The organism is Streptomyces sp. NPDC001100 (genome assembly GCF_053598575.1).
Genome location: NZ_JBSFKO010000002.1, coordinates 223,337 through 247,785 on the forward strand (window position 1 = coordinate 223,337; position 24,449 = coordinate 247,785).

Sequence of the window (24,449 nt, forward strand, 5' to 3'; positions counted from 1 at the left end):
TTGTCGGTCGCGGCCGCACTCCGGCGCGAAAGGCACGTTACGACCTGAAACTGCTCCTCGTCCATGTCCGTACAACCCGCAACTACCGGCTTCCCGCGCGCGGTGTGACAGAAAACGCACTCCTGACGCTGTAGAGAGTACGGGCCGCCGCGCGGCCCGTGCCGCGCGACGGCCGGGGCCTCTCCTGTGGGGGGTGGCGGCCCCGGCCGTTGCCGCGACGGCGGCCGCTTCGACGCGGCGACGCACACTTCTCGGCATCTCTGCCGGCCTCTACCACGAACACGAACGAGCACTCGTCGCCGATGCTGCGGAGGCGGTCCCGGAGTGGGCCCCGATAACGATCCGGTCGCCGTCCGACGATGCCTCGGGAGAACGACGACTCACTGGAATCCGGCAGCGGCGGCGGCTCCTGAAGGCCCAGCCTGCGGCGCCGGGGACCCCGGCGACTCCGTACGGTCAACACCCCTTACGCAGCAGGCGTGTTAACTCCGTGAAACCCGATGGAGTGGCCTCCGGCGGGCCCGGTTGACGGTGATAGCATTCCGCCGTCTGCGACCTTGATCCACTTTTGTTCGGGCCTTGAGTCCGAACGCGGTCACCTCTCCGCGTAGATCAGTCATGCAGTCCCCTGGACGGGTTGCGGATCCTTGCAAGGCGTACCCCCGATGACGCCTGCGTGCCACGCGCCGGGAAAGGTTTCCATGACTCAAGACGTGCTTCTTTGGTGCCTGGTTGCGATAGCGGTGACAGCCGTAGCCGCAGTCGTGGCGCTCGTACTCCGCAGCAGAGCCCTGGGGAGGAGGAAGAGGGAGTCCGAGGCCACGCTGGAGGCGCGGCTGCGGTACACGCAGGGTGAACTCGACCGCGCCCAGGCCGCCTTGACCACACTGCGGGACGAGCAGGACGAAGTCATCCGCGAGGCGGAGCAGGCCGCCGAGGAGAACACCAAGTCGGTTCTCAAGGGCGCCGCCCGCTTCCTGCAGAGCCTCGCGGCCGAGCAGACCACGCTGCTGGACGGGGTCCAGCGCGAGTACGGCGGCCACGCGGTCCTCTCCGACCTGATGGACATCACCCACGCCAACGCCCAGATGGCCCGCAAGGCGCAGGGCATCGCCGTGATGTGCGGCGCGCCGCTGGGCCGCCGCAACCAGCCCGCCAGCGTCTACGACGTCGTGCGCAGCGCCCAGAGCCAGATCCGCAACTTCCAGCGGGTCGAGATCATGCAGCCCAGCGGTATCGCGCTGAAGGCCTCGGCCGTCGCGCCGGTCGCCCTGGCGGTGGCCGAACTCCTCGACAACGCCGCCAGCTTCTCCCAGGCGGACGCCCCGATCGAGGTCACGTTCCGCCAGGCGCAGAAGAACCTGTGCATCGTCATCGACGACGCGGGCGTCGGCATGGGCGACGAGGACCGGCAGCGGGCGAGCGCGATGCTCTCCGGCGAGGGCCTGCCCCGGCTGTCCCAGCTGGGCACGCAGCCGAAGTTCGGCTTCCCGGTGATCGGTCTGATCGCCCGTCAGCACGGCTTCACGGTGGATGTCACCGGTGTCTCCCGGTACGGCGGCGTACGGGCCGTCGTACTCCTGCCCGAGGAGCTGTGGACCATGGAGGAGACCCTGCCGCCGGCCACCGAGGCGCCCGTGAGCAGCATCCGGCCGATGGAGACGGGACGGTCGGCGCGTACGGCGGGCGGTCTGCCGAAGCGTGGTTCCCGTATCTCGCCCACCGGTGTCCCCACCGGCGGGGAGCAGACGCCCCGGCGCAGTGCCCGGCGCGGCACCGGCAGCCTGGCGGCCCTGCAGCGCGGTACGCAGTCCGCGCGCGACACGGCCTCCTTCGACATTCCGACGCCCGGAGGGTCCGAAAACGCATGAGTACAGGAGACCTGTCCTGGATGGTCCAGGACATCGTGGACAACGTGCCGAGAGCACGGCACGCCGTGGTGCTGTCCGCGGACGGCGTCCCGCGCGGGTCCACGGACGACCTGTCCGGCCAGGACGTGCGGACCATCTCCGCGGCCATGGCGGGGATGCAGTCGCTCAGCCGGGCCACCGGCCACTTCGCCGGACTGGCCCCGAGCCGGAACTGGATCCAGACGGTCATCGAGTTCCAGCACGGCTGGGTGTTCCTGATCGGCGCCGGGCAGGGCGCCTATCTGGCCGCCGCCGCGGAGCCCGACGTGGACATGGAGCAGCTGTCGTTCCGGATGAACCGGCTGGTCTCCCGGCTGGGCAACAACCTCACGGTCCCGGCGCGGGTGACCGGAAGCGAGGTGGCCCACCCCGGGGACGGTGCGGGGGCAGCGCTGGACGGCGGGGGCGGCGGGGTCTTCCTGCTCGCGGAGCTGGACAAGGCGGTGGCGTCGGTGCCGGGCGCGCTGCACGCGCTGCTGCTCGGCGCGGACGGTCTGCCGCGCGGGGCGAGTTCGGGGATCGGCAGGAATCTCGCGGACACCATCTCGGCGGCCATGACCGGCATCCACGCCTACAGCCGGGCGACCGCGCCGTTCGCGGGCGGGCAGCAGGACGACGAGTGGATGCAGACGGTCATCGAGTTCGAGCACGGCTGGGTGTTCCTGATCGCGGCGGGCGAGGGCGCCTTCCTCGCGGCGGCGGCCGAACACGGCTGTGACATCGAGGAGTTCACCGTACGTCTGGGCGACGCGATGCCGGCGCTGACCGCCGGGTCGGCGGCCCGGGGAGGAAGGACCGGCGATGAGTGACGAACTGGACGGCGAGCTGGAGCTGACGGCCCCATTAGTCCCACTCTTCGTCATCGCGCAGGGTCGCGCGCTGCCGCGGGAGAGCGAGTACGAGCACACCACGATCATCACGGCCCAGGACGGTGCCGTGGCGGCGGCCCGGACGCTCGCCCCGGAAGCCCGCACGGTCATGGATCTGATCGCGGACGGCTTCCTCTCGGTCGCCGAGGTCGCGGCCCACACCCGGCTGCCCCTGGGCATCGTCCGCATCCTGCTGGCGCAGATGGCCGAGGACGGCCTGATCCATGTGCGCAATCCGGTGCCCCATGCCGAACGCCATGATCCCGTCCTGCTGACCGCCGTGCTCGACGGCCTGATGCGAATTCGAACCGGAGCGTAGTCCCGTGTATCTGGATCCCGACGTCTCCCGCTCCGTGAAGATCCTGGTCGTGGGCCACTTCGCGGTCGGGAAGACCACGTACATCGGAAGTGTCTCCGAGATAGAACCGCTCCAGACCGAGGAGGAGATCACCGAAGCCAGCGAGGGGATCGACGACCTCTCCGAGACCCCCGACAAGACGACCACGACCGTGGCGATGGACTTCGGGCGGCTCACCCTCGGCGAAGACCTGGTCCTCTACATCTTCGGAACCCCCGGGCAGGAGCGGTTCAAGCAGATGTGGGAGGGGCTGTCCCGGGGCGCGCTGGGCGCGCTGGTCCTGGCGGACCCCGAGCGGCTGGAGGAGACGTTCCCCGTCCTCGACCTGGTCGAGGCGTTCGGCCTGCCCTACGTCATCGGCGTCAACACCTTCGAGGGGAAGCACCAGTTCCCGCTCGACGAGGTGTGCGAGGCGCTCAACATCTCCGAGGACACCCCGGTCATCCACTGCGACGTGCGCGACCAGGACTCCTCGATGCAGGCACTCATCACGCTCGTGAAGCACCTCTTGTCCTCACTCGGCTAGGAGCCAGCATGCAACAGCCCTTCGAGCCGTCCGGGGCACCGGCCGGCTGCCCCGCGCACGGCAACGTCCCGCTGTACGGGTCCGAGTTCGGCTCCGACCCCGAGAACATGTACGCCCAGCTGCGCACGCTGGGGCCCAGCGCCCCGGTCGACATCGCGCCGGACGTCGAGGTCGAGCTGGTGACCAGTTACGACGCCAGTCTCTACATCCTGCAGAACCCGACCCTTTTCGTGCGGGACTCGCGCCGCTGGAACGCCCTGAACAGCGGGGAGATACCGGCGGACAGCCCGGCGCTGCCGATGATGGGCTACCGGCCCAACGCCCTGTTCAGCGACGGCGCGGCGCACGCCCGGCTGCGGCAGGCGGTCACGGACAGTCTCGCGACCGTCGACCAGAGCCGGATCGTCCGGCTGACGCAGCAGTCGGCCGACTACCTGATCAGCCAGTTCAGTTCCGAGGCCCTGGGCCAGGCGGAGCTGATGTCCGCCTACGCGCAGCCGCTGCCGCTGCTGGTCTTCGGCGAGCTGTTCGGCTGCCCGCCCGAGCTCGGCGACCGGGTCATCGCCGGGATCACGGGCATCTTCCAGGGCACCCCGGGTGCGGACGAGACCCTGGGCGGCGCGCTCGCCGAGCTGATCGCGCTGAAGCGCCGGCAGCCCGGCGAGGACCTCACCACCCGGCTGATGGTGCACTCCTCCCGGCTGACCGACGAGGAGGTGCTGCACCAGCTGGTGACGCTGCTCTCCGGCGGAACCGCGCCCCTGACGGCCTCGATCGGCACCAGCGCCGCGCTGTACCTCAGCGACGACTGGCCGAGCGGGCTGCCGGTCGAGGACGCGGTCGTCAAGACGCTGTGGAACTACGCGCCGATCGCCAACTACGCGGCCCACTACCCCACTCAGGACGTCGAGTTGGGCGAGCGGACGCTGCACGCGGGCGACCCGGTCCTGATCTCCTTCGCCGCCGCCAACACCGACCCCAAGCTGACCGCGCACCGCGAGCAGCTCAGCTCCAAGGCCCACCTGGCCTTCGGCGCGGGCCCGCACGCGTGCCCGGCCAAGGACCCGGCGTTCATGATCGCGGCCACGGCCGTCGAGTCCCTGCTCAACCGGCTGCCCGACGTCGAGATGCGCGTCCCCTTCAAGGAGCTCGCCTGGGTGCCGGCGCCGTGGAGCCGCCAGCTGGTGACCGTGCCGATCCGGTACACCCCCCGTGCGGTGCCGTCCGCGGCCAAGCCCCGCCCGGCGCGGCCGGCTCCCGCCGAGGTCGCGCCGTCGCCCGCCGTCATGCCGCAGCAGGCCGGGTTCAGTCGGCCCTCGCACGCCGCTCCGAAGCCCAAGGGCGGGATGTTCAGCCGCTTCCGGGCCTGGGTGAATGGCGAGTGATGTAAGTAACCCTATGAAAGCACTGTGTTATTGGATGATTCAAACACCCCACGGGTACGGATGGCGGCTGGCAGAGAGGAGCCACCATCGTGGGAAGCGTCACGACTCCGTCCACGGACCGTCGGGCCACCATCTCCCTGTTCTCCCGTCTTCGGACGGCTGAGGGACAGGCCGATCCCTTCCCCATCTACGCAGAGCTCAGGGCGCGCGGCTCGGTCAGCCCCGCGCCCTGGGGCGGTCACCTGGTGACCAGCTACGGCACCTGCGATCAGGTACTGCGCAACGGCGTGTGGCTCGAACCGGACACCGACTGGCGGGCACGGCAAGGCGCCCGCACCCGCTGGAGCGCCGCCTCCGCACGGGAGATCAGCCGGACCATGCCGGCGCTCAACCCTCCGGAGCACACCCGGGTGCGCCGGTCGGCCGGTTCCTTCGACCGCTCCACCATCGAACAGATCGGCCGCCGGGTGAGCCAGGTCGTCGACCGGCTGCTCGACACTCTGCACGAGCGCCTGCACGCGGGAGAGGCCGACTTCTCGGCGCTGGTCAGCGAGGAACTCCCGGTCGCCACCATCGGCGACTGGCTCGGGCTGCCCAGCGCGGACTGGCCCCGGCTGCGTGAACTGACCCACGACCAGGTCTTCACCCAGGAGCTGCTTCCGAACGCCAGCCAACTGGCCCGTTCCGACGCCGCCATGGTGGAGCTGCGTGCCTACTTCCTGGAGCTGATCCGCGACCGCCGCGAACACCCCGGGGACGATCCCGTCTCCCGGTGGATCAGCACCTGGGACGAACTCGAACCGGACCGGGACAAGGCCGACGAAGCCGTCTACTTCCTCGCCCTGTTCGTCCTGCTGGCCGCCCTGGAGACGACCTCGACACTGCTGTCGACCATGACGCTCCTGCTGGTCGAGGACCCCGGCCGCTGGAGTCTGCTCGCCGAACACCCGGACCTGGTCCCCGCGTTCGTGGAGGAGACCCTTCGCTACGACTCCCCCACCCACGTCATCAGCCGGGTCGCCTCCGAGGACTGTCTCCTTGAGGGCACCGAGGTCCAGGCCGGGGAGATGATCCACCTCATGGTGGGCGCCGCCCATCACGACCCCGCCCGGTTCACCGACCCCGGCTCCTTCTCCCCCCGGCGCAAGCCGACCCATCTGGCCTTCAGCGGAGGCATCCACTACTGCCTGGGCGCACCACTGGCCCGGCTGGAGGCACAGACCCTGCTCCGCCGCATGATCGCCCGTCTGCCTCGACTCACCCTGGTCCGCCGCCCCGTGCAGGCACCCCGGGTGGCGTTCAGGCGACTCCTCAACCTGGACGTTTCACTGACATGAACCCGCCAATAACCTCCCGTGCCACAGTGCACACCCCCGCGTCGGAGCCCGTGGCCGACACGGATACCGCACCCCCCACCGGCCCCGTGAGCCTCACCCGGACCGGATCCGTCCTCCACGTACGGCTCAACCCCTCCACTCAGGCCGACGACGTCCTGAGCTCCGCCGCCCTCGACGCGCTCATCGCCGTACTCGACGGCCTCCACGACGAGCCGGACATCCAGATCCTGGTGCTCTCGTCCCTGGGCGAGGACTTCTGTCTGGGAGCGGACCGCCGGGAGTACCAGGAGGCGCTGGCCGGCGATCCGACCGGGACCGCGCTGCGGCGCATCGCGGACAAGGCCCACCGGCTGTGCCAGGCACTGGAGAACACCCACGCCGTCACCATCGCCCGCCTCCACGGCAGGGTCATCGGCGCCGGCCTCGCACTCGCCGTCCACTGCGATCTGCGCGCGGGGGCGGACACCTGCCGCTTCCGGATGCCGGAGATCGGCCTCGGCCTCGCACCCGCGTGGGGAGGCGCGATGGGGCGCCTCATCACGGAGGCCGGTGCCGCCCGGATCCGTGAACTCATGCTCACCTGCGACGAGTTCGACGCCCCCACCGCCCAGCACCTCGGGCTCCTGCACAAGGTCGCCCCCCTCGACCAGCTGGACGACGCCGTCACAGCCTGGACCAGACCCCTCGCCCGGCGCTCCCCGCAGGCACTCGTCCTGACCAAACGCATGCTCGCCGGCTACGCGAAAGCCGCCCGCACCAGCGACACCGCCCTGCTCGACTCCCACCTCCTCGCCGCGCAACTCGCCCAGCCGCGCTGAGTGTCACGCCCGTGCCGTCCGGGGTGGGCCCGCCCCGGACGGCACGGGCGTCGGTGTATGCGGCGTATCCGGCTCGATGTCCCGGCCAACGGACCACCGCGCGAGCCGGGTTCGGTCCGTGCGGGATACCCGTGGGTCATGCCCGACAACAGTGAACGTCGCCCGTCGGCCCCCGTCGTGTTCACCGGAGTCCGTCTGGTCGACGCACCGGGGGCCGCCCGTCGAGTCGGCGGCCGTGGTCGTGGAAGACGGCAGATTCACCTACGCCGGGCCGGAGCACGCCAGGTCGCGGATCCCTGAGGCGACCGTCGCCGACTGCGGCGGACGTACCCTGCTGCCCGGGTTCTTCGACCGCCATCTGCACTTCCTCATGGACAGCAACGCCGACTTCACCGGACGGCTGCTGACCAACCGGCCCACGGTCACCGTCTTCGAACGGGCCCGCCGTATGCGCGAGACCCTGCACGCCGGTATCACCACGGCGCGGGATCTCGGCGGAATCGACGCCGGTTACCGCGACGCCGTCGCGCTCGGCCTGATCGAGGGACCCCGGCTGCATGTCGCGCTGCGGCTGATGAGCCACACCCGCGGACACGCCGATTTCAGCATGCCCAGCGGCTACGACCCCTCGGCCCTGCTGGAACCGTTCAGCGAGCCGGCCGACGATCCCGGCCAAGTGCGGCTGGCCACACGGCGGTTGCTGCGCGACGGCGCGGACGTCATCAAGGTCTGCGCGACCGGGGGCGTCAACAGCCCGAACGACCAGCCCGAGGACGAGGGCCTGACCGTGGAGGAGATCGCGACCGTCGTGGACGAGACCCGACGGCACCGCGGCCGGCCGGTCGCCGCGCACGCGCAGGGCACGGTGGGCATCAGGAACGCCCTGCGCGGCGGGGTGACCAGTGTCGAGCACGGCTACCTCATCGACGACGAGGGCATCGATCTGATGCTGGAGAAGGGCGCGTTCCTGGTCCCGACGCTGTCGACCTTCCATATCGAGCGCGACCGCTTCACACCCGCCGCCCACAAGAAGAAGGCCCGGCTCGCGGAGGCGGCGACGAACCGGCTGAGCGAGGCGGTGCGGCGCGGGGTGAAGGTGGCGCTCGGCACGGACGCGGGCGCCGTTCCGCACGCCCGGAACCTCCAGGAGCTGGGCCACATGGTGGGGTTGGGCCTGTCCCCGCTGGACGCCATCCGCGCGGGGACCCTGACCGCCGCCCAACTCCTCGGCCTGGACGCGTCGTTGGGCACGGTCGAGGTCGGGAAGATCGCCGATTTCGTGGTCTGCGAGGGCGATCCGGTCGCCGGCATCGGGCTGCTCGGGGATCCGGCGAACGTGGTGCCGGTCATGCAGGAGGGCCGGATCGTCACGCGGGGCAGCGCGGTTGGCCAAGCGGGGCAGCGCGGTTGGCCAAGCGGTCCAGCCGCGGTTGCCGGGCTCACGCGGACCCGGGGCGCCAGTCGTCCTCGCGCCGGGGGCTGGTCGCGCGGTCGCCGGAATCCCTGGCCAGCCGGAACGCGGCCACCGCCCGCCGCTCCGCCTCGTCGTCCACGACGACATCGCGCAACGCGGCGCCCAGCAGGGCCGGGAAGCCGTCGCCGTTCCGCTGCTCAGCCATCTCCATGTCCATCCGTCCGCAACCCGCCGTCCGACTCCCCCAGCGTCCTGGTGCCGCCATCCGTCACACCCTCCGCGGCGAGTTCACGGGCCAGCCGCTTCAGCCCCCGGTAGGCCGCCGTGCGTACCGCGCCCGGCCGTTTGCCCAGGACCCGGGCCGCGGCCGGCCCGTCGAGGCCCACGACGACCCGGAGCAGGACCGCCTCCGCCTGGTCGCGGGGCAGGCCGCGCACCAGGTCGAGGGCGTGTTCGGTGGAGAGGGACTCCAGTGCCTGGTCATGGGTGCTGTGCGGACCCGGGAGTTCGAACACGTCCTGTTCGAGCGCCGCCGACCGGGGCCGCACCCGCTGTCTGCGCAGGTGGTCGAGGGCCCGGTGCCGGGCGATGGTCGCCGTCCAGCCGCGGAAGCCCGCCCCGTCGCCCCGGAAGCGGCCCAGGTCGCGGGCGATCTCCAGCCAGGCGTCGGCCGCCACGTCCTCGGCCTCGTCGCCGACCAGCCCGCGCAGATACCCGAGCAGCCCGGGCTGCACGATCCGGTACGCGACCGCGAAAGCGCCGTCGTCGCCCTCCTGGGCGCGCGCGACAGCGACACCCAGTTCCCCGTCGTGCGCGTGCCCGCGGCGGGGCTCGCCTGTCTGGCCCAAGGACTGTCCTCGTCCGTACGTCCCACGTGACGTACCGAGTTCGCGAAGAATCCGTACCGGGCGCGGCGGTCCCCCCGCACCCCCCATCGCCATCAGCGCCGGGCCTCACAGAAGTGTCACAGCGTCCCCGCGGCGGGGCACCGCCCCTCGGTCCCATCTCCCTAGAGCGTTGTGTCCACCGGCTGTTGGGGCGTCTCCGCCGCCACCGCTCCCGACGACGGCACCCGGTCCGTGTTCACCAGGACGCCCGCGATGAGCGCGGCCAGCAGGAGGGAGCCCATCGCCCACCAGGTGGCGACGTTGAAGCCGTGCACCGCGGCCTTGGCCTCAAGGAGTTTCTTGTTGACGCCGGGGCCCGCGTGGGCGGTGGCGTAGCGGGTGGTGACCGTGGCGGCGATCGTGTTGAGGAGGGCCGTACCGATCGAACCGCCCACCTGCTGGGCAGTGTTGAAGGTGGCGGAGGCGGCGCCGGAGTCGCGCGGGGCGACGCCTCCGGTGGCCAGGGACACCGAGGTCATCATCGCCGTACCCATGCCGAGGCCGAGCATCAGCATGCCGGGCAGGATGTACTCGGCGTACGCGGGCTCCACCCCGACCTGGGCGATCAGCGCGAGCGCGCCCGCCGCGATCAGCAGGCCCGGGACCATCAGGGTGCGCGGCGGGACCCGGTACACCAGCCGGGCCGCGATCTGCGTGGAGCCGGTGATCATGCCGACGGTGATGGGGAGATAGGCGACGCCCGTCTTGACCGGCGAATAGCCGAGGACGCGCTGCATGTAGTAGGTGAGGAAGAGGAACACGCCGAACATGCCGATGGTGACGAACAGGATGGTGAGGAACGCCCCGATCCGCTGGCGGTCCTTCACCACCGTCATCGGGAGCAGCGGAACCCGTGCCCGGGTCTGCCAGAACCCGAACGCGAGGAGCAGGACGACACCGGCGGCGAGCAGGCCGAGGACGAGTCCGTCGCCCCAACTCCTCGACTCCGCCTCGGAGAAGCCGTAGACGAGGGTGAGCATGCCGGCCGAACCGAGCAGGGCGCCGGGGATGTCGAGGTGGGCCTCCGGGTGCCGGGAGCTGTCGCTGAGCAGCACCCAGGCGCCGGCGAACGCGACCAGCGCGATGGGCACGTTGACGTAGAGGCACCAGCGCCAGTCCAGGTACTGGGTGAGGAAACCGCCCGCGAGGAGGCCGACCGCAGCGCCCGCGCCGACGATCGCGCCGAACACGCCGAAGGCCTTGCCGCGGTCCTTCGGGTCGGTGAACGTCGTCGTGAGCAGGGACAGCGCGGAGGGGGCGAGGAGCGCTGCGAAGACTCCCTGCAGCGCCCGGGCGCCGAACAGCATGCCCTGGTTGGCGGCGGCACCGCCGAGCGCGGACGCGGCGGCGAAGCCGATCAGGCCGATCATGAAGGTGTTCTTGCGTCCGGCGAGGTCCGCGATCCGGCCGCCGAGCAGCAGCAGTCCGCCGAAGGCGAGGGTGTAGGCGGTGATGACCCACTGCCGGTTCCCGTCCGACATCCCCAGGTCGGTCTGGGCGGACGGCAGTGCGATGTTGACGATGGTCATGTCGAGAACGACCATCAACTGCGCGAGCGCGATGACGACCAGCGCCCACCAACGACGGTTCTCGGCCATGTGCCCTCCCCGGTCCGGCAGTTGCTCTCATCGTCCTCCCGGACCTCCCCCTTGGGGAACGCAGGCGTCTCTTATTACGCCGATTTTGCCGTCCGGCGGGCACCCCGGGGCGCCCGCCGAACTCCCCTACCTCTGCACGCCGTTGATCGCGTCCCGGCACAGCAGCCGCAGCGAGCCGTGCCCGCCGAAACACCGCCGCGCCTCGTCGACGGGGTCCCAGAGGCGCCCGTCCGGCGTACGCAGCCAGTGCTCACCGCCGGTCGCCCACCACTCGGCGCCGGTCTGCCGCGCGATCACCTCGCCGGCGTACGCGCCGAATCCGCGCAACTCGCTCTCCACGGCGGCGTACGGCGCGCCCTCCCGCCGTATCTCCTCGATCATCCGGTCGACGCGCCACAGGCTCCGCGCCGAGTAGTCCAGGCGCACCCGCGCGCCCTCGCGCATCATCGCCACCGCGTCCGCGGCCCACCGCACGGGCTGCGTCGCGGCCCTGGGGCGCGACCGCTCCCTCATCAGATCTGTCACCACACCAGGAGAAGCACGGCCGGGCACTCTTCCGGCACCACGATCCGGACATTCCCCCGGACCGGCGCAGGACCGCCCCATCCTCACCGCAGGACACTCACAGACTTCGCCGGAAACGGAGGGTCCCGGCCCCGCTCACGCCCGTCCGCGGGCCCGGCGCGACACCACCGCGCGCAGTACCCGGCGGCCCTCCGTGGACACGGCCAGTGCCTGGCGGATGCCGCCCGGGGCCGGGCCGGAGAGGAGTTCGAGGACGGTGATCTGGCGGCGCAGTTCGGCGGCGACGAGCGGCGAGACCCCGTCCGTACGGCCGGCCCGGCGGGCGTCGACCGGGGAGCCGTCGTCGGCGGGGTCGAGGAGCTGGTGGATCCGCAGCGAGGCCACGGAGCAGACGTCGGCCCACTCCCGTACCGCGGGGTCGGCCGGTGCGTCCGGGGCGGTGTCGAGCATCCGCCGGGCGAGCGGCGCGGCCAGGTCCTCACCGGGTTCCTCGAAGAGGGCGGGCAGTTCACCGCGCGCCTTCTCCAGCCGCTCGCCCCACTCCTCCCCCGCCGCGCCGTCCGCGAGGCCGGCCCACAACGGCCGCAGCACCTCGTCGACACCGCCCAGCAGCGGCACGCACCGATCCAAACAAGCCAGCCCGCTGACGGCCAGCGCGCGTTCGTCGGCCCGAGCGATCAGTTCCACCAGACTCATCCGAACCTCCCTCTGCGGGGCCCCTCCCCTATGAGGCCCGCGTTTCCCCTGACTGCGTGCCGCACCCCGGGAGTGTCACACGGGACGACCGCGCGCAGGTCAAGAAAAGGGAACAAGAGGTTTTCGGCCAACGGGAGGCAACCCGTCGGCCCGGGCAACGCCCCGCTCAACCCACCTTGTCCGCAAGGGACTTGAACTGGGCCCAGGTGAGGGCCGGTGTTCCCGGGTCCCACAGCTTCTGGACCGTGGCCCGCAACGGCATCCGGATCCCGGCCGCGACCTGCGCCTGCGTCTGCGAGTTGGCGAGGTCGCACCAGACCGCGAAGGAACCGCCGAGGATCTGGGCGTCGTACTTCGCCGGGACGGCCTGGGTGCCGCGCAGCACGCGCGGGGTCCACTGCTCGTAGATCCGGCGCCCGGTCGGGTAGACGAAGGTCTGCGGCTCGCCGAGGACGTAGTACAGGTACTCGTCGTTGTAGTTGAGGACCTTGCGCCCCGCGCCCAGATACGCGACGGGCTGCCGCGCACCGATCTCCTTGCCCGTCCAGTACGCCACTTGCAGGTCCTTGGCGGCCCGCACGGACGTCCCCGCGAAGAAGCCGTCGTTCCACACCCGCATCGTCCGGTCGTGGTTGCGGACGGTGTCGGCGCGGTCGTTGAGCCAGCCGGTGGTGAGGTCGGCGACGGTACCGCCGGAGCCGTAGGCCTTCGTCGCGGCGGCGGCCAACTGCGGGAAGGACGCCTGGGGGTTGGCGACCGTCAGCGCCTGGTACTCGTCGCCGCCGAGGTGCCACTGGTCGCCGGGGAACAAGCCCGCGTACTCGTCGAGGAGTTCGTCGACGATCGCGGCGGACGCGTCCTTGGAGATGTCGATGGCGCCGCGCGTGGCGAACCCGGACGCGTTGCGCAGCTGCAGATCCGGATGGGCGGCGATGACCGCGCCGAGATGCCCCGGCGAGTCGATCTCGGGCACGACGGTGATGTGCCGGGCGGCGGCGAGATCGACGATCCGCTTCACCTGGGCCTTGGTCAGGTGGTCCTTGGACACGACCTCCGGATGGGTCGTCGACTCGATCCGGAAACCCTGGTCGTCGGAGAAGTGCAGCCCCAGCTCGTTGAACTTCAGGTCGCCCAACTCCCGGACCCGGTCCTCGATCCAGGACGCGGTGAACGGCTTGCGCGCGATGTCCAGCATGAACCCGCGCCGCGGCTTGGCCGGTTGGTCGTGCACGACACCCTCCGGCGCCGAACCGCCGCCGTGCACCTCCTGCTTGAGCGTGCGGGTGCCGTAGAACACCCCCGTGTCCGAGGGCCCGCTGATGGTGACCCGCCCACCGCGCACGGTCATCGCGTACGACTCCGGGTTCGCGCCCTCGTCGTCGTTCAGCGCCAGTCGTACGTCCCCGGCCCGCACGTCGCTCGCCTCGCCGGCGTACGTCAGCCCCAGCTCGCCGGCGATCAGCCGCCCCTCGTCGACGAGGTCGGCGTCGTCGACGACGACCCGCTCCCCCTTGGCGGGGCGCCAGCCGGGGCCCCGCGCGGGGGTGTGCGAGCGGACGGCGGGAATCGTGCGGGGCGTCCGCGACAGCGGATAGACGCGGGTGGGGCTCGGGGTGGGCGTGGGGGTGCGCGGGTTCGCGGCCCGCGAGGAGGTGGAGGTGGAGTCGGAGGGACTCAGCGCGGCGCCGACCGGGCTCCCGCCGTCCCCGGACGAAGCCCACAGCCCGAGGCCGACACCGGCCCCGACCACCGCCGTGGCCGCGGCGACGGCGATCAGCCCCCGGCGCTGCTTGAACGGCTTCGACGGCTTCAACGGCTTCGCCGACGAGCGGCGCCTGTGCTGGCTCACGGCGCCAACCTACGGCCCCGGGCGGACCGCGAGTGTCCACCACACGTTCCGAAACTCTCCCGTCCGGGTGAAATTCGGGCATCCAACGGACACGTCATGACCACTCCCGATAACGTGGTGACGCACCTCTCACCACACCTTTCACCGCATCCCCTGCCGCACCATCCGTGACGCGAGGATCCACACTGCCTGCGCACCGCCTTCCCCACCTTCCCGGCCGACTGGCCATACCGGCGCTGCCCGAGCAGTCCCGCACCTCGCCGTCCCCGACATCACTGGCGACCTTCAACACCGCGCCCCCCGAGGACGCCCGCCACACCCTCCTCGCCTGCCTCCACAGCCACCGCTGGTCCCACCGCCTCACCGACCACCGCCCCTACCCCGACCTCGATGCCCTACTCGCGGCGGCCGACGAGGCGGCGTACGACCTCACGGCGGGGGACCTGGCGGAGGCGCTGGCGGGCGAGTCGCTACCGGTCCTGCCGGACGATACGTACGAGGCCGCCCACATGGCTCTCGACGCGGCCCACGCGGCGTACGAGGCCCGCTTCGGCCACGTGTTCGTCATCTGCGTGGACGACGTACCCCCGGACGAGGTTCTGGACCACGTACTGGCAGAAATCCGGTCACGGCTGACAAACGATCCCGAGGAGGAGCGGGTAGTGGTGGCAGAGGAACTCCGGCGCCTCGCAAGAGGGCGGCTGGCCACAGTCTTTTAGGGGCGCGGGGAACCGCGCGACCAGCCACAACGGACCCACACCCGACATTCAACACAATCCCCCCACCCAGTAGCCCGTCCGTGCCTCTTTCCGTGCCAGTTTGATCACACCGGCAGACCCGCTGTAAGGCTCGTGTCAGCACCTGGTTACGATGCTGAGGGCCGGTGGACCGTACCCGGCCGGGCCCGACCGACAGAGAAGCCGGCGCGGCCCTAAATCCCCGCTCCCGGAGGGTTCTTCCGTGCCGGCTGGAACGCTGTACCGCGGCCGGGAAGGAATGTGGTCATGGGTGGCTCATCGAGTCACCGGCGTCCTCATCTTCTTCTTCCTGTTCGTACACGTGCTGGACACCGCTCTTGTGCGTGTCTCCCCCGAGGACTACGACAAGGTCGTAGCCACCTACAAGACGCCGATCGTCGCACTGCTGGAGTACGGCCTCGTCGCCGCGATCCTCTTCCACGCCCTCAACGGCCTGCGCGTCATCGCCGTCGACTTCTGGTCGAAGGGCCCGCGCTACCAGAAGCAGATGCTCTGGTCCGTCGTCGGCCTGTGGGTCGTGCTCATGCTCGGGGCGATCTACCCCGTGCTCGGCCACGCCGCTCGTGTTCTCTTCGGGAGCTGACGCAGATGTCCACGACTGAAACCGCGTCGGGCATCGGCCCCGTCGAGAGCGCGTCCGTCTACACCGTAGACAACCCCGCGCCCCTCATCGAGGCCCCCCGCAAGCGCACCAAGAAGACCCCGAAGTCGACCCGGGGCAATTTCGAGATGTACGGCTGGCTCTTCATGCGCCTGTCCGGCGTCGTGCTGGTCGTCCTGGTCCTCGGCCACCTGCTGATCCAGCTCGTGCTCGACGGCGGCGTCTCCAAGATCGGCTTCGCCTTCGTGGCCGGCCGCTGGGCCTCGCCGTTCTGGCAGGTCTGGGACCTGCTGATGCTCTGGCTGGCGATGCTGCACGGCGCCAACGGCCTGCGCACGGTCATCAACGACTACGCGGAGCGCGCGAACACCCGGCTGTGGCTCAAGGGCCTGCTCTACACCGCCACGGTGTTCACCATCCTGCTGGGCACGCTGGTGATCTTCACCTTCGACCCGAACATCCGCTAGGCCATCGGGCTGAGGGACTGAGGAATTCTGATGAAGATCCACAAATACGACACCGTCATCGTCGGCGCGGGCGGCGCCGGTATGCGCGCCGCGATCGAGTCGACGAAGCGCAGCCGCACCGCGGTCCTGACGAAGCTCTACCCCACCCGCTCCCACACGGGCGCCGCGCAGGGCGGTATGGCCGCCGCGCTCGCCAACGTGGAGGAGGACAACTGGGAGTGGCACACCTTCGACACGATCAAGGGCGGTGACTACCTGGTCGACCAGGACGCCGCCGAGATCCTGGCGAAGGAGGCCATCGACTCCGTCCTCGACCTGGAGAAGATGGGCCTGCCGTTCAACCGCACGCCGGACGGCACGATCGACCAGCGCCGCTTCGGCGGTCACAGCCGCAACCACGGCGAGGCCCCGGTCCGCCGGTCCTGCTACGCGGCCGACCGCACCGGCCACATGATCCTCCAGACGCTGTACCAGAACTGCGTGAAGGAGGGCGTGGAGTTCTTCAACGAGTTCTACGTCCTCGACCAGCTGATCGCCGACGTCGACGGTGTGAAGACCTCGGTGGGTGTGGTCGCGTACGAGCTGGCGACCGGTGAGATCCACGTCTTCCAGGCGAAGGCCGTGATCTACGCGTCCGGTGGCTGCGGCAAGTTCTTCAAGGTGACGTCGAACGCGCACACCCTGACCGGTGACGGCCAGGCCGCCGTGTACCGGCGCGGGCTGCCGCTGGAGGACATGGAGTTCTTCCAGTTCCACCCGACCGGCATCTGGCGCATGGGCATCCTGCTGACGGAGGGCGCCCGCGGTGAGGGCGGCATCCTCCGCAACAAGGACGGCGAGCGCTTCATGGAGAAGTACGCGCCGGTCATGAAGGACCTCGCGTCCCGTGACGTCGTGTCGCGCTCCATCTACACCGAGATCCGTGAAGGGCGCGGCTGCGGTCCCGAGGGCGACCACGTCTACCTCGACCTCACCCACCTCCCGCCGGAGCAGCTGGACGCCAAGCTCCCGGACATCACGGAGTTCGCGCGCACCTACCTCGGCATCGAGCCGTACACGGACCCGATCCCGATCCAGCCCACCGCGCACTACGCGATGGGCGGCATCCCGACGAACGTCGAGGGTGAGGTCCTCACGGACAACACCACCGTCGTCCCGGGCCTGTACGCGGCCGGCGAGGTCGCCTGCGTGTCGGTCCACGGCGCCAACCGCCTCGGTACCAACTCGCTCCTGGACATCAACGTGTTCGGGCGCCGGGCGGGCATCGCGGCGGCGGAGTACAGCCAGAAGGCGTCCTACGTCGAGTTGCCGGAGAACCCCGCGCAGCAGGTCGTCGACCAGGTCGAGCACCTGCGCAACTCCACGGGCACCGAGCGGGTGGCGGTCCTGCGGCGCGAGCTGCAGGAGACCATGGACGCGAACGTCATGGTGTTCCGCACCGAGCAGACGATCAAGACGGCGGTCGAGAAGATCGCGGAGCTGCGCGAACGCTACAAGAACGTCTCGATCCAGGACAAGGGCCGCCGGTTCAACACGGACCTCCTTGAGGCCATCGAGCTGGGCAACCTGCTCGACCTCGCCGAGGTCATGGCGGTCTCGGCGCTCGCCCGCAAGGAGTCCCGCGGCGGTCACTACCGCGAGGACTACCCGAACCGCGACGACGTCAACTTCATGCGCCACACCATGGCGTACCGCGAGGTCGGCGACGACGGCACCGAGTCCATCCGTCTCGACTACAAGCCGGTCGTCCAGACCCGCTACCAGCCGATGGAGCGTAAGTACTGATGGCAACCCCTGTTCTGGACAAGGAAGAAGCGGCCGGCCAGCCCGAGCCCGGCTTCGCCGACTCCCCCTACATCACGGTCACCTTCCGGATCCGCCGCTTCAACTCCGAGGTCTCGGCGGAAGCGGTCTGGGAGGACTTCCAGCTGGAGATCGACCCGAAGGAGCGCGTCCTCGACGGTCTCCACAAGATCAAGTGGGACATCGACGGCACGCTGACCTTCCGCCGCTCGTGCGCGCACGGCATCTGCGGTTCGGACGCGATGCGGATCAACGGCAAGAACCGTCTCGCCTGCAAGACCCTGATCAAGGACCTCAACCCCGAGAAGCCGATCACGGTCGAGCCGATCAAGGGTCTGACGGTCCTGAAGGACCTGGTCGTCGACATGGACCCGTTCTTCCAGGCGTACCGCGACGTGATGCCGTTCCTGATCACGAAGGACACGAACGAGCCCACGCGCGAGCGTCTGCAGTCCGCTGAGGACCGCGAGCGCTTCGACGACACCACGAAGTGCATCCTGTGCGCCGCGTGCACGTCCTCGTGCCCGGTCTTCTGGAACGACGGCCAGTACTTCGGCCCGGCCGCCATCGTCAACGCGCACCGCTTCATCTTCGACTCGCGCGACGAGGCGGGCGAGCAGCGCCTGGAGATCCTCAACGACCGTGACGGCGTGTGGCGTTGCCGCACCACCTTCAACTGCACGGACGCCTGCCCGCGAGGCATCGAGGTCACCAAGGCGATCCAGGAAGTGAAGCGGGCACTGATCACGCGCCGCTTCTGAGGTTCCTTCCGCTACGGCCGTGAGGGCCCCGTTCCCGGGTGGGAGCGGGGCCCTCGGTCGTACCCCCGTCCCCAGCCCCCAGGGACCCTGGGCACGGCCGGGTCAAGGGTCTTCCCCAGCCCTCTCCCTGGCGACGCCGTACCCGGCGCGCTGCCAACGTTGCGGTTCCAGGCCCTGGTTCGGGGGTCTGGACAGGTCGCGTCGGCTCACTGCCGGGAGGGGCTGGTCTCATGCAGCCGTACGAAGAGGAATACGGAAGGCGTTACCGGGAGGAGGAAGAGGAGTTCGGTGCCGAGGGCCGCCGCGAGGAGCGGTTGGCCGAGTCGCTGGAGAGCCCCTTCGACGAGGAGGAGGAAGTCCAGCTGGCCACCGAGCTGTTGGGGGTCACCTCCGAGGAGGAGCTGGAGGAGTTCCTGGGCAAGTGGCTGAGGGCGGCCGCGCGGAAGGCCAACGGCTTCCTGGGGTCCGCGACCGGCAAGGCGGTCGGCGGCATCCTCAAGAACGTCGCCAAGCAGGCGCTGCCCGCCATCGGAGGCGCCTTCGGGACGGCGATCGGCGGACCCGGCATCGGCACCGCGATCGGCGCCAAGGCGGGCGACTGGGCGAGCAACCTGTTCGAGGTCGAGGGCGAGGGCATCGACCACGAGGAGTACGAGTTCGAGACTGCCCGGCGTTTCGTCGCCCTGAGCGGTGCCGCCGCGCGGAACGCGGCGTTCGGCTCGCGCCGGATAGCTCCGCGGGCGCTGGCGCAGCGGGCCGTCCACTCGGCGGCGCGCCGCTACGCACCGGGTGTGGCCCGGCGCTTCAGGTTCTTCGCCATGCCGGCGGTCTGGTCCTGGCCGGGACAGCCCTTCCCCGCGCCCGTCGAGGAGCCGGCCCTGGCGCCGGCCGCCCCCGCCGCCAAGGAGGAGTGGGGCGCGTCCCCGGCGCTGGAGGAATGGCGGCACGGCGAGGAGCGGCGTGAGGAGGGGCGCCGCGAGGAACAGCGCGGAGAGTGGGGCAACCGCGAGGAGCGACGCGAGTTCGGCGCGGAGCGGCGCGAGTCCGGGCGGGAGTTCGGCGAGGAGCGGCGAGAGACCGGGCGGGAGTTCGGCGAGGAGCGCGGCTGGGAGCACGCCGAGGAGGAAGAGGAGGAGTGGGGCCGCGCCGAGGAGGAGCGGCGCGCCCGGGAGGAGGGCTGGGGCCACGAGGAGCGGTCGCACCACAACGGCCATCACGAGGGCCACCACGAAGGTCATCACGAGGGCCACCACAACGGCCGTGCCCGGTCGGGTCGTTGGGTCCGGCAGGGCCGCAAGATCGTCATCATGGGGGCCTGACCGCCATGGACCTGCGGCCGGCAGCCACCGCGCTGCTCGAAGGCGAGGCCCGCGCTCTGCTGACCCGTCTGAACCGGGTCAGGCCGTTCGCGCTGCACGAGACCATGGTGCCTGCCGCCGCACCGTCCGCCGCCGCCCAGGGTGCGATCGAGCGCTTCCTCATGGAGGGTCGGAGCAGGCTCCGGCACCGGGTCGGCGCGTATCTGGAGTGGCTGGAAGGTCCGGGCGGCGACCAGGACCCCGAGTGGCAGCAGCACCGATTCTCCTTGCTGCGCTGGGAGTTCAACTCCGTACTCAGCCACTTCGACGTCTTCTCGGAAGCCGTCACCCAGCGCAGCGAGCACGACGTCGGGGTGCAGCTCGCCGGGCTGGACGTCGCGGCGGTCGACGCGCTCGTCACACCGGGCACGCCGCTCGCCGACCCGCCGCCCATCATCTGCTACCTCGCCCGCGGTCCGGGCGGCGCGATCCGCCGGGTGCACACCCGCATCCCCGGCGGCGGACGCAGCCCGGTCTCCCTGATCCGGATCCCTCGTGAGCGCATGGTGGGGTACGGGATCGGCTCCTCGCTGGTCCACGAGGTCGGGCATCAGGCGGTGGCCCAGCTCGGGCTGCTCGGTTCACTGCGGCCCGTGCTCTACGACATCGAGCGGCACGCGGGCACGGCGGCCGAGCGGACGGCCTTCCACTACTGGGGGCTGACCCTCTCCGAGGTGCTCGCGGATCTCTTCGCCGTGGGGAAGCTCGGCATCGGCGGCACCCTTGGTCTGATGGCCGTGGTGAGCCTGCCGCGCCGGCTGGTGCTCGCGCCGGCTCTCGACGACCCGCATCCGTTCCCGTACATCAGGGTCCGGCTCAGCTGCGCGATGGGCGACGCCCTGTACCCGCATCCGCAGTGGCGGCAGCTGAGCGCGCTGTGGGCCGCGCTCTATCCGCCGCACCGCGCCCCGCGCGAACTGCGCGAGCTGACCACAGTCCTCGAACGGTCCGTGCCCCGCTTCGTACGGCAGCTGGTGAACCACCGTCCGCCCTCGCTCAGCGGAGCCCGGCTGGCCGACCTGATGCCCCGCTCCAGCCGTACGCCCGCGCTGCTGCTGGCCCACCACCGACGCTGGACACGGCAGCCCGAGCTGCTGCGCACGGCCCCGCCCACGCTGGTCCTGGCGGTCCTGGGCCAGGCCAGGGCCGCGTCCCTGATCACACCTGAGGAGGAGAGCGGCCTACTGGGGGAGCTGATCACCCACTGGGCCCTTTCCAACACCCTCGACAACCTCGCGCCCCAAAGGGGCGCGAGGAACTGCGCGACCAGCCACAACGCGCCCGCAGACACCATCGCATACCCCGCGGAGCTCTCCGCGTACGACAGCCGTTGAGGAGGCCGTCATGGCCACGATCGAAGTACGGCCCCACCAGATCCAACAGGGCGGACGCGTCTCGCTGTTCGCCACACCCGACCAGCCGGCCCCGCCCGGGACCACCACCACCTGGGAAGTCCTCGGCTTCGGGTCGTTGCCGGCCGACCCGCAGGATGCCGCCCGCGCCGTCTGGGACGTTCCGGACGACCAGCGGCCCGGCGGGTACACCGCCCGGGTGACGTTCCATCTCCCGAACGCGGCGAACGACGTGGCGTCGGCCGACCTCACCGTGCAGGTGCGGCCGATCGCCGCCGGCGACAGCATCAACGTCCAGCTGCGCAGGGCGGGTTCGGACCCGACGGACGACCAGGCCCTGTGGACGGCGATCCGCCGCTCCACCGACCGGATCTCGTTCAACGAGTACACCGCGTTCATCGACCCGATCATGTCCCACGTCACAAAGCCGCCGGCCCCCCAGGAGCCGCGCAAGAAGATCGGGCCGCGCGCCCTGCCGTTCGCCGGCGTGGACGCCTACCGGCTGCTGAAGGTGGCCACCGAGGTGTTCCTCCTCGTACGCTGCGGGGTCCGCGTCGACGGCGCCGACCTGACGTCTCCCTTCGACGGCGTCGACCTGGAGGAGGAGCGGCGCCGCTACGGCGAGTCGGGCGACGTGGACGGCGACGCCTTCGCGCGGGCCATCCAACAGCGCTGGCTGCGCTACATCTCGGCCCACTCACCCGGTGAACGCCGCCCGGACGAACAGGACTTGGCGCTGCTGCCCTACCTCGGGGTGATCCGGCTGAAGCTGGGCGAGCTGGCGATCACGGAGGCGGACAAGTTCGGCGTGGAGGCCTTCGGCATCCTGCGCGACAAGCTGACCTTCCCCTGCTTCCTCGAACTGATCTGGTCGTACTGGCACGAGGAGGGCATGCTGGTCCAGTCGGCCGAGGCGATCGCCGCGCGCTTCCAGAACGTGCACGGCCCCGGCGACTACGACCCGCTGGCCCATGTCGACATCGATCCGCTGCGCGCCCTCAGCCAGCTGATGTGGGGCTATGTGCAGGACGAGCAGCACCGTCTGTCGCCGCTGCGCCGGGCCTACGAGTACGACCACCAGTACGGGGTCACCCAACTGGCGCCGGGCGCACCGCCGATCAGGTCGGTGGACAGCCGGCCGCGGTTCCTTGAGGCCTTCCACACGCTGCTGAGCCTGACGTCCGTGTTCTTCCGCGAGGACGACGACACCACGATCATCGCGGACGGCTTCCCGGTGCTCAACGCGGTCAAGGACGTCCATCTGCTGCTGACCGAGGGACAGCACAACCAGTACGGCGACCTGTCCTGGACCGCCCGCCAGGAGATGCTGATGGAGGAGTGGCTGCTGGCCCGCCCGGAGATGCGCGAGTTCCTGCCGGGCCGCACGATGGTCGCCTACCCCGAGCAGTGGATGGACCGCGTCGACACCATGAAGCGGCTCCAGGGCTGGACCCCGGACACCGTCATCCACTTCCGCGACCTCGGCCGGTTCGGCGAGCAGCTGCTGCTGTCGATCCGCTACGGCAACTGGAACGCGGTCAACGACCGTACCCAGGCGGCGAACTGGGCCCGCTACTGGCGCTCGGAGATCCAGGGGTACCTGCACTCGTACCGCTCGGTGACCGGGGTCGACCTCGGTCTGGAGCGCACGGACGGCCGCGTCGACGCCACCATGCCCGCCGTACACCTGCGCCGCAGGCTGCTGGAGCAGCAGGGCCGGCACGCCGTCGGCGCGGGCTCCGAGCAGCGGGGCGCGCGGCAGCTGGGCCGGGCCGAGCCGAGGGAGTCCCTGGGCCGGGCCGAGCCCAGGGCCCAACTGCCCCGAGCCGCCGGTGCGCCGAGGGAACTGCCCCGCGGCAGGCAGCCCGAACGACGGCCCGCCGGCCTCCCGCCGGGGCGTTCCGCCGCGGCCCGGCGTGGCCGCCCGGAAGGGGAGTGAGGTCATGCCGACGACCTCGACCGCGGTACGGGACGGGACGGTGCGCCCGCCCGCCGGGGACCCCGCGATCAGCTCTCACCTCCCGCACCACGGGCCCGGTTTCCGGGCGGCGGGCCGGCCCGCGCACCGGTTCGGGCGGCCGGAGACCGTCCGTGCCCTGCTGGCCGTCGCCGCCGCCTGGCACCGGGCCCATCCGCAGGGGCCCGTGCTCGACGTCCGGGATCTCGGGCGCCGGGGCGGCGGCCCGCTGCCCGGGCGCACCTCGCACCGGCTCGGCCTCGAAGCGGACCTCTACCCGGTGAAGTCCGGCCGCCGTCAGGGACCGACGCACTGGCGTCACGCCTCCTACTCACGGGCGCTCACCCAGGAACTCGTCGACCTGCTGCGGAACAACGGCGTGCTGCCGGTCCACGCGATCTTCTTCAACGACCCGGAGGTGCACGGCGTACGCCCCTCGGAGAACCACGACAACCATCTGCACGTGCGCTTCGCGCCACCGCCGGCACCGAAGTCGGCCACCACCCATGGGAGTCACTCCCCTGTCCTGGAGGTCACCGCACCCCCACGGCTCGGTGTCCTGACCGCCCAGGGCAAGCCGCCCTACCCATTCACCACCGAGGACGCCGAGTGGACCGCCCGCTTCATCATCGGGGAGTCCGGCGGCCGGGACGACGCCGACAGCCATGCGGTCATCTGGGCGATGTTCAACCGGTACGCGCTGCTCACCCGCCCCTACTACCGGACGTTCAACGCCTTTCTGCGGGCCTACTCGACCCCGCTGCAACCGGTCCTGAAGAGCTGGGGGGCGAGCAGACGGAACATGGACCGGGCCGACTTCGTCCGCACGGGCGGCACCTTCGGACCGCCCGCCCCGCCCGGCATCCCGCGCGGTCAGCGCCGCGCCTATCTGGACCTCCAGCAACGACCGTGGGCCCAACTGCCGTCCGCGGCAAGGTCGGTGGCCGTGCGGGCGCTCGGCGGGGCGATCGCGAACCCGATCGGCAACGCCACGGAGTTCGGTTCCACGTACGTCTACTTCCACGACGCCAACCGGAGGTACCCGAACCCCGACGAGTGGCGGCGCTTCACCGAGCAGTACGCCGCCGGGATGGGCTGGAAGTGGATCGGCCCGGTGCCGGGCCTGGACCAGAACAAGAACACCTTCTTCGTCCAGCGCAGGCTCACCGCACTGCCGGTGCCGGCGGTACGCGTCCTGGCGGGATGAGCAGCGGAATCCG

21 protein-coding genes and 1 pseudogene are annotated in these 24,449 nt (G+C 70.8%); 17 read left to right on the plus strand and 5 right to left on the minus strand.

Annotated elements, in window-relative coordinates; all coding sequences use genetic code 11:
* Positions 1-764 precede the first annotated feature (764 nt).
* The 8 genes and pseudogenes from ACWDEW_RS03290 to ACWDEW_RS03325 all read left to right on the plus strand — a co-directional run.
* On the plus strand, positions 765-1,871 hold the full coding sequence (locus ACWDEW_RS03290) for an ATP-binding protein (protein ID WP_450509485.1): 1,107 nt from the start codon (positions 765-767) through the stop codon (positions 1,869-1,871).
* Between the two features lie 20 nt (positions 1,872-1,891).
* Entirely contained in the window at positions 1,892-2,719 is an 828-nt protein-coding gene (locus ACWDEW_RS03295; RefSeq protein ID WP_450509487.1) for a roadblock/LC7 domain-containing protein, read from the plus strand.
* Positions 2,712-3,098: a DUF742 domain-containing protein gene (locus ACWDEW_RS03300; RefSeq protein WP_019055714.1), complete on the plus strand. Its 387-nt coding sequence runs from the start codon at positions 2,712-2,714 to the stop codon at positions 3,096-3,098. The genes ACWDEW_RS03295 and ACWDEW_RS03300 overlap by 8 nt, the downstream gene beginning before the upstream one ends.
* Positions 3,099-3,102: 4 nt before the next feature.
* A complete protein-coding gene (locus ACWDEW_RS03305) occupies positions 3,103-3,663 on the plus strand; it encodes a GTP-binding protein (RefSeq protein WP_431252575.1) in 561 nt (186 codons plus the stop codon).
* 8 nt (positions 3,664-3,671) lie between these two features.
* Positions 3,672-5,048 (plus strand): cytochrome P450, encoded by a 1,377-nt coding sequence (locus tag ACWDEW_RS03310; RefSeq protein WP_450509096.1) that lies wholly within the window; start codon positions 3,672-3,674, stop codon positions 5,046-5,048.
* 89 nt (positions 5,049-5,137) lie between these two features.
* Positions 5,138-6,385: a cytochrome P450 gene (locus ACWDEW_RS03315; RefSeq protein ID WP_450509098.1), complete on the plus strand. Its 1,248-nt coding sequence runs from the start codon at positions 5,138-5,140 to the stop codon at positions 6,383-6,385.
* Positions 6,382-7,203 carry an enoyl-CoA hydratase/isomerase family protein gene (locus tag ACWDEW_RS03320; RefSeq protein WP_450509100.1) on the plus strand — a complete coding sequence of 274 codons (822 nt, stop codon included), beginning with the start codon at positions 6,382-6,384 and terminating at the stop codon, positions 7,201-7,203. Before ACWDEW_RS03315 ends, ACWDEW_RS03320 begins: the two co-directional genes overlap by 4 nt.
* A gap of 370 nt (positions 7,204-7,573) precedes the next feature.
* Positions 7,574-8,512 (plus strand): annotated as a pseudogene (locus ACWDEW_RS03325) (metal-dependent hydrolase family protein); the annotation flags it as partial.
* Positions 8,513-8,814: 302 nt separating this feature from the next.
* Here the strand turns inward: ACWDEW_RS03325 and ACWDEW_RS03330 are convergent.
* The 5 genes from ACWDEW_RS03330 to ACWDEW_RS03350 all read right to left on the minus strand — a co-directional run bounded on the left by ACWDEW_RS03330 (position 8,815) and on the right by ACWDEW_RS03350 (position 14,172).
* Entirely contained in the window at positions 8,815-9,465 is a 651-nt protein-coding gene (locus tag ACWDEW_RS03330) for an RNA polymerase sigma factor (RefSeq protein WP_450509101.1), read from the minus strand.
* A 161-nt stretch (positions 9,466-9,626) separates the two neighbouring features.
* Positions 9,627-11,102 (minus strand): MFS transporter, encoded by a 1,476-nt coding sequence (locus ACWDEW_RS03335; protein ID WP_450509103.1) that lies wholly within the window; start codon positions 11,100-11,102, stop codon positions 9,627-9,629.
* A 126-nt stretch (positions 11,103-11,228) separates the two neighbouring features.
* Positions 11,229-11,615, minus strand: a complete 387-nt coding sequence (locus ACWDEW_RS03340; protein WP_362975045.1) for a hypothetical protein — start codon at positions 11,613-11,615, stop codon at positions 11,229-11,231.
* A 147-nt stretch (positions 11,616-11,762) separates the two neighbouring features.
* Positions 11,763-12,323 carry a hypothetical protein gene (locus tag ACWDEW_RS03345; RefSeq protein WP_450509105.1) on the minus strand — a complete coding sequence of 187 codons (561 nt, stop codon included), beginning with the start codon at positions 12,321-12,323 and terminating at the stop codon, positions 11,763-11,765.
* 166 nt (positions 12,324-12,489) lie between these two features.
* Positions 12,490-14,172, minus strand: a complete 1,683-nt coding sequence (locus ACWDEW_RS03350; RefSeq protein WP_450509107.1) for a beta-N-acetylhexosaminidase — start codon at positions 14,170-14,172, stop codon at positions 12,490-12,492.
* A gap of 167 nt (positions 14,173-14,339) precedes the next feature.
* Between ACWDEW_RS03350 and ACWDEW_RS03355 the strand changes: the two genes are divergently transcribed.
* From ACWDEW_RS03355 to ACWDEW_RS03395, 9 genes are all read left to right on the plus strand, one after another.
* Positions 14,340-14,891: a 2-oxo-4-hydroxy-4-carboxy-5-ureidoimidazoline decarboxylase gene (locus tag ACWDEW_RS03355; protein ID WP_450509109.1), complete on the plus strand. Its 552-nt coding sequence runs from the start codon at positions 14,340-14,342 to the stop codon at positions 14,889-14,891.
* Positions 14,892-15,132: 241 nt separating this feature from the next.
* Entirely contained in the window at positions 15,133-15,513 is a 381-nt protein-coding gene (sdhC, locus tag ACWDEW_RS03360; RefSeq protein ID WP_037750247.1) for a succinate dehydrogenase, cytochrome b556 subunit, read from the plus strand.
* Positions 15,514-15,518: 5 nt separating this feature from the next.
* On the plus strand, positions 15,519-15,998 hold the full coding sequence (locus tag ACWDEW_RS03365; RefSeq protein WP_450509112.1) for a succinate dehydrogenase hydrophobic membrane anchor subunit: 480 nt from the start codon (positions 15,519-15,521) through the stop codon (positions 15,996-15,998).
* Positions 15,999-16,028: 30 nt separating this feature from the next.
* Entirely contained in the window at positions 16,029-17,783 is a 1,755-nt protein-coding gene (sdhA, locus tag ACWDEW_RS03370) for a succinate dehydrogenase flavoprotein subunit (protein ID WP_450509113.1), read from the plus strand.
* Positions 17,783-18,562, plus strand: a complete 780-nt coding sequence (locus tag ACWDEW_RS03375; RefSeq protein ID WP_362975035.1) for a succinate dehydrogenase iron-sulfur subunit — start codon at positions 17,783-17,785, stop codon at positions 18,560-18,562. The genes sdhA and ACWDEW_RS03375 overlap by 1 nt, the downstream gene beginning before the upstream one ends.
* Before the next feature lie 230 nt (positions 18,563-18,792).
* On the plus strand, positions 18,793-19,881 hold the full coding sequence (locus ACWDEW_RS03380; protein WP_450509116.1) for a hypothetical protein: 1,089 nt from the start codon (positions 18,793-18,795) through the stop codon (positions 19,879-19,881).
* Between the two features lie 5 nt (positions 19,882-19,886).
* Entirely contained in the window at positions 19,887-21,254 is a 1,368-nt protein-coding gene (locus ACWDEW_RS03385; protein ID WP_450509117.1) for a hypothetical protein, read from the plus strand.
* Between the two features lie 10 nt (positions 21,255-21,264).
* Positions 21,265-23,211, plus strand: a complete 1,947-nt coding sequence (locus tag ACWDEW_RS03390) for a hypothetical protein (protein ID WP_450509119.1) — start codon at positions 21,265-21,267, stop codon at positions 23,209-23,211.
* A 4-nt stretch (positions 23,212-23,215) separates the two neighbouring features.
* On the plus strand, positions 23,216-24,436 hold the full coding sequence (locus tag ACWDEW_RS03395; protein WP_450509121.1) for a penicillin-insensitive murein endopeptidase: 1,221 nt from the start codon (positions 23,216-23,218) through the stop codon (positions 24,434-24,436).
* Positions 24,437-24,449 lie beyond the last annotated feature (13 nt).